This is a genomic window from Sphingomonas sp. (assembly GCF_035758555.1).
GTDB lineage: Bacteria > Pseudomonadota > Alphaproteobacteria > Sphingomonadales > Sphingomonadaceae > Sphingomonas_B.
Genome location: NZ_DASTXI010000174.1, coordinates 1 through 4971 on the forward strand (window position 1 = coordinate 1; position 4971 = coordinate 4971).

Annotated in this window: 6 protein-coding genes; 5 read left to right on the plus strand and 1 reads right to left on the minus strand. The window is 67.2% G+C overall.

The genetic code is table 11. The features are described 5' to 3' along the window. From VFT73_RS10140 to VFT73_RS10150, 3 genes are all read left to right on the plus strand, one after another. The coding region (locus tag VFT73_RS10140; RefSeq protein WP_326410571.1) for a site-specific DNA-methyltransferase at positions 1–542 on the plus strand (542 nt) is incomplete at its 5' end. Between the two features lie 105 nt (positions 543–647). Beyond that, positions 648–1715, plus strand: coding sequence for a dihydropteroate synthase (folP, locus tag VFT73_RS10145; RefSeq protein ID WP_326410573.1), 1068 nt, complete (start codon positions 648–650; stop codon positions 1713–1715). 294 nt (positions 1716–2009) lie between these two features. Next, positions 2010–2507: a DUF1579 family protein gene (locus VFT73_RS10150; protein ID WP_326410575.1), complete on the plus strand. Its 498-nt coding sequence runs from the start codon at positions 2010–2012 to the stop codon at positions 2505–2507. Here the strand turns inward: VFT73_RS10150 and VFT73_RS10155 are convergent. After that, positions 2504–3925: a sigma-54 dependent transcriptional regulator gene (locus VFT73_RS10155; RefSeq protein ID WP_326410577.1), complete on the minus strand. Its 1422-nt coding sequence runs from the start codon at positions 3923–3925 to the stop codon at positions 2504–2506. The two genes, VFT73_RS10150 and VFT73_RS10155, sit on opposite strands and share 4 nt — an antisense overlap. Before the next feature lie 141 nt (positions 3926–4066). Between VFT73_RS10155 and VFT73_RS10160 the strand changes: the two genes are divergently transcribed. Together VFT73_RS10160 and VFT73_RS10165 are read left to right on the plus strand one after the other, a co-directional pair. Beyond that, positions 4067–4192, plus strand: a complete 126-nt coding sequence (locus VFT73_RS10160; protein WP_326410579.1) for an aa3-type cytochrome c oxidase subunit IV — start codon at positions 4067–4069, stop codon at positions 4190–4192. 7 nt (positions 4193–4199) lie between these two features. After that, the coding region (locus VFT73_RS10165) for an NAD(P)(+) transhydrogenase (Re/Si-specific) subunit alpha (protein WP_326410581.1) at positions 4200–4971 on the plus strand (772 nt) is incomplete at its 3' end.

Below are 4971 nucleotides of genomic sequence, written 5' to 3' on the forward strand. Positions count from 1 at the left end.
GACTGAAGCGCGGCGGGCACAAGGCGCACCCGACGCAGAAGCCCGAAGCCTTGCTCTACCGCGTGCTGCTGGCCTGCACGAACCCCGGCGACGTTGTGCTGGACCCGTTCTTCGGGACCGGCACGACCGGCGCCGTCGCGAAGCGGCTCGGCCGGCGCTGGATCGGGATCGAGCGCGAGCCGGGCTATTGCGAAGTCGCGCGCGAGCGGATCGCGGCGGCGCTGCCGCTCGACGAGTCCGCGCTGAAGACGATGCAGTCGCCGACCGCCGCGCCCAAGGTGGCGTTCGGCGTGCTGGTCGAGACGGGAATGCTGAAGCCCGGTGCCGTGCTGATGGATGCCAAGCGCCGCTGGTGCGCGACGGTTCGCGCGGACGGCTCGCTGGATGCGGATGGCGCGAGCGGCTCGATCCACAAATTGGGCGCGACGCTCCAGGGGGCGCCGAGTTGCAACGGCTGGACCTTCTGGCATTATGAGGATGCCGGCGCGCTGAAGCCGATCGATACGCTCAGGCAGACATATCTGCTGGCGAATGAGGCCTAACGCAGTCGTCATGCCGGACTTGATCCGGCATCCACCTTTCTGTTTGCGGCCGGGAAGAAGAAGGTGGACCCCGGATCAAGTTCGGGGTGACGAAAGGATGATCGTGTGAACCGCTTTTATCTCCGCCCCACCGCCTTTGTGGATACTCCCGTCGGCTTCGACGGGCAGGTCGCGCGTCTTGCCGGCGGGCTGCTGTGGCACGCGGCCTTTGAACTGATCGAATCCGACGGCGATCGGCGCATTTCAAAGCGTCTGGTGCCGGTTTCCGAGGGCGGCTCGCTTCCCGATGAGGTCCAGCCGGTCCTTCAGCGCCTCGCGGCACCGCGCCCGCCGCTGGAACTTGGGAGCCGTACGATCCGGCTGGACCAGCCGCAGGTGGCCGCAATCCTCAACGTGACGCCCGACAGCTTTTCCGACGGGGGCGCCAATTTCGACAATCCAGAGGCGGCTGCCGACGCTGGCGTCCGTGCCGCCGGTGAGGGCGCCGCGCTGGTCGATGTGGGCGGAGAATCGACCCGTCCGGGCGCCGAGCCGGCGTGGGAGGGCGACGAAATCGCGCGCGTGCTTCCCGTGATCGAGCGGCTGGCGCGCGCCGGGGTCGCGGTCTCGATCGACACGCGCAAGGCCGAGGTGATGGAGGCGGTGCTCGCCGCCGGCGCAGCGATCGTCAACGATGTGTCGGCACTGCTTTACGATGATCGTGCGCTCGACCTGGTGGTCCGCGCCGGCTGCCCGGTGATCCTGATGCACGCCGGCGATCCGCGCGACCTGCACGAGCGCACGCTCGGCCCCGACCCGTTGCTGCAGGTGTATGACTGGCTCGAGGAGCGAGTCGCGGCAGTCGAGGCGGCGGGGGTGCCGCGCGCGAAGATCGTCGTCGATCCGGGGATCGGCTTCGGCAAGTCGCTTGCCGACAATCTGGCGCTGCTGAACGGTCTTGCGCTGTTCCAGGGACTCGGCTGTGCGCTGATGCTCGGTGCCAGCCGCAAGCGGATGATCGGGGCGCTTTCAGGCGAAGCGCCGGCGGATCGGCGCCTGGGCGGCTCGGTCGCGCTCGCCGTCACCGGCGCGATGCTTGGCGCGCAGCTGCTTCGGGTGCACGATGTGGCGGAAACGGTGCAGGCGCTTCGCGTGTGGCGGGGCTTGCGCGACCAGGCATTGACAGGTCCTTAGACTTCTCGTCGCGCAGGAAGGATATCCAGCGAAGCCCCATCCCGGTGACCGACGTCAATGCGCCGAGGATAAGCAGCGTCATCAGAGTCGGATCGTCCTTCGCCCCTTGCCACGCAACGATTGCAAGCAGGATGACGCTGATGGTGGAAACCAGATAGCCGCATGTCTTGAACATGCCTCTGGAACGCAGCCGTCACATTGCCGTTCCGGGGCGCTGGCCCTGTCGGCACGATGGGACTGGACCTAGGGCAGGCGCCGTTGCTCGGCTAATCGGGCTGGGGGAGGACAGGGCGCATGTCGGCTTTCATCGCTCTGCTGCTGCTCCAGGCCGCGCCGGCCGGATCGCAGCCGCCGTGCGCCGGTCCGGAATACCGGCAGCTCGATTTCTGGGTGGGGAAATGGGACGTGTTCCCGACCGGCACGGACCGCCTGGTCGCGCATAGTCTGATCGAGCGGCTCTACGACGGTTGTGCGATCCGCGAGAACTGGATGCCGCTGAAGAAGGAAGGAGGCGGCAGCCTCAGCGGTTATGACCGCAAGTCGGGCAAGTGGCACCAGACCTGGATCGACTCCTCCGGTTCGATCGTGCGGTTCACCGGCGGAAGGAACGGCGCCGAGATGGTCATGGAGGGGCTGTGGCCCGATCTTGTCGCGCCCGGGCAGGATGCGATCGTCCGCATGACCTATTCGCCATTGCCGGACGGCTCGGTGCGGCAGCTCGGCCTGCAATCCGTCGATCAGGGCAAGACCTGGCAGCCCAGCTTCGACTTCAGCTATCGGCGCGCACGTTAGGCCGCGACGTCGCCGATGCCGAGCTCGCCAAGCTTGCGATAGAGCGTCGAGCGGCCGATGCCGAGGCGGCGGGCGACTTCGGTCATCCGGCCGCGATAATGGCCGATCGCGAGACGGATCACGTCCGCCTCGATCTCTTCCAGATTGCGGATATGGCCGTCGGATTCGAACAGCGTCACGCCGGCGCCCGCGGCGGGGGACATCAGCGGCGTAACGTCGTCGCAGCTCTGCAGCGCGATCTGCGGGAAGTCCGACGAGGTCAGCGCCTCGCCCTCGCACAGCACGGCGGCGCGGAAGAGGGCGTTCTGCAACTGGCGGACATTGCCCGGCCAGGGGAACGACATCAGCAGCGACAGCGCTTCGTCGGTGATGCCGAGGCCGCGCATGCCGGGCTGGGCGGCGATCCGCGCGAGCAGATGCCGGGCAAGCGCCGGAATGTCGCGCGGTCGCTCGCGGAGCGGCGGAATCGTCACCTGCACTACGTTCAGCCGATAATAGAGATCCTCGCGGAAATTGCCGGCGCTGACTTCGTCGATCAGCCGCTTATTGGTGGCGGCGATCACGCGGACGTCCACATCGCGCGTCACGCGCGCGCCGATCGGCTGGATCTCGCCGGACTGGAGCACGCGCAGCAATTTGACCTGCGCGTCGAGCGGCAGCTCGCCGACCTCGTCGAGGAAGATCGTGCCGCCGTCCGCTTCCTGGAAGCGGCCGGCCTTGCGTTCGAACGCGCCGGTAAAGGCGCCGCGCTCATGTCCGAACAGCTCGGATTCGACGAGGTTTTCAGGAATCGCGCCGCAATTGACCGCGACCCACGGCTTCTTGGCGCGCGGGCTGGCGGCGTGGATCGCTTCGGCGACGACTTCCTTGCCGACGCCGCTTTCGCCGTCGATCAGCACCGGCACGCGTGCCCGCGCAGCCTTGGCGGCGATCGCGAGCGCCGCACGGAATTGGGGCGCGTCACCGACGATTTCGCCGAATCCCAAGGGCGCCTTGATCTTTTCGGAGAGCGGGCGGAGCTCGCCGACATTGGCGCGGCTGGAGGCGGCGGCGTCGAGCGCGCCGAGCAGCCGGTCGGGCGCGATCGGCTTGATCAGATAGTCCGACGCGCCGGCGCGCATCGCCCCGACCGCAATCTCGATCGAGCCATGGGCAGTCAGCAGCAGCACGGGAAGGGCAGGGCGGCGCGCATGCATCGCCTCGATCAGCGCGATCGTCTCGTCGCCGGGGCCATATTGGTCGATCAGCACCGCATCGAGCAGCAGCCCCTGCTCGGTATTCAGCATATCGAGCCCTTCTTCGCCGCTGTCGGCAAAGATGGTGCGCCAGCCCGCGCGGGCCGCGATCGCCGCGACGAGGCGCCGCTGGGCCGGTTCGTCGTCAACCAGCATCAGGACCTTGGCATTCGCCTTGGCCATTCGTCTCTCTCCCGTTCCCTAGGCGAGGGGGTTTAAGCCAAAGGCCGTAAAGGCGGTGTTAAGCGCATCACACTTGGCTCTTGAGGCCGCGGGAACTCGCCGATAGATACGGCGCGGGGCTTCAACGGATTGCAGGATTCCATGGCCAGCGACGGCGATTTGAAAGCACATGAGCGCACCTATTCGGGCTTCACGGCCTTGCTGAAATGGGGCGCCATCGCGGCGTTCCTAACCGGCCTTATCGTCATCTTCGCCATTTCGAACTGACGCCGAAGTGAAGATCGCCGTCCTCAAGGAACTCACGGACGGCGAGCGGCGCGTTTCCGCAACGCCGGAAACGGTCAGGAAATATATCGGGCTGGGTGCCACGGTCGCGGTCGAGGCCGGCGCGGGCATCGGCGGGTCCGTGTCAAATGCCGATTATCAGGCGGCGGGTGCGACCGTCGGCCCGCGTGCCGAGATGCTGCGCGACGCCGATATCATCCTGGGCGTGCAGGGACCGCCGCCGGAGAGCCTGTCCGGCGCGAAGCAGGGCGCGTGGCTGGTCGCCGGGCTGAACCCGTTCGGCGAACGCGCGCGCGTCGACGACTATGCGAAGCTCGGCCTCGAAGCGCTGGCGATGGAGTTCATGCCGCGCATCACCCGCGCACAATCGATGGACATATTGTCCTCGCAATCGAACCTGGCCGGATACAAGGCGGTGCTGGACGCCGCCGCCGAATATGGTCGCGCCTTCCCGATGATGATGACGGCGGCGGGCACGATCTCGGCCGCCAAATGCTTCGTGATGGGCGTGGGCGTGGCCGGCCTCCAGGCGATCGCGACCGCCAGGCGCCTGGGCGCGCAGGTCTCCGCGACCGACGTGCGCTCGGCGACCAAGGAGCAGATCCTCTCGCTGGGCGCGAAGCCGATCTTCGTCGAGAACGTCGCCGGCATCGAAGGCGAAGGCTCGGGCGGCTACGCGACCGAAATGTCGGAGGAATATCAGAAGGCGCAGGCCGACCTGGTTTCCGGCCATATCGCCAAGCAGGACATCGTCATCACCA

Coding starts and splice junctions, on each gene's coding strand:
- VFT73_RS10150 (WP_326410575.1), top strand. CDS start 2,010: ATGTCGGCTTTCATCGCTCTGCTGCTGCTCCAGGCCGCGCCGGCCGGA.
- VFT73_RS10155 (WP_326410577.1), bottom strand. CDS start 3,925: ATGGCCAAGGCGAATGCCAAGGTCCTGATGCTGGTTGACGACGAACCG.
- VFT73_RS10160 (WP_326410579.1), top strand. CDS start 4,067: ATGGCCAGCGACGGCGATTTGAAAGCACATGAGCGCACCTATTCGGGC.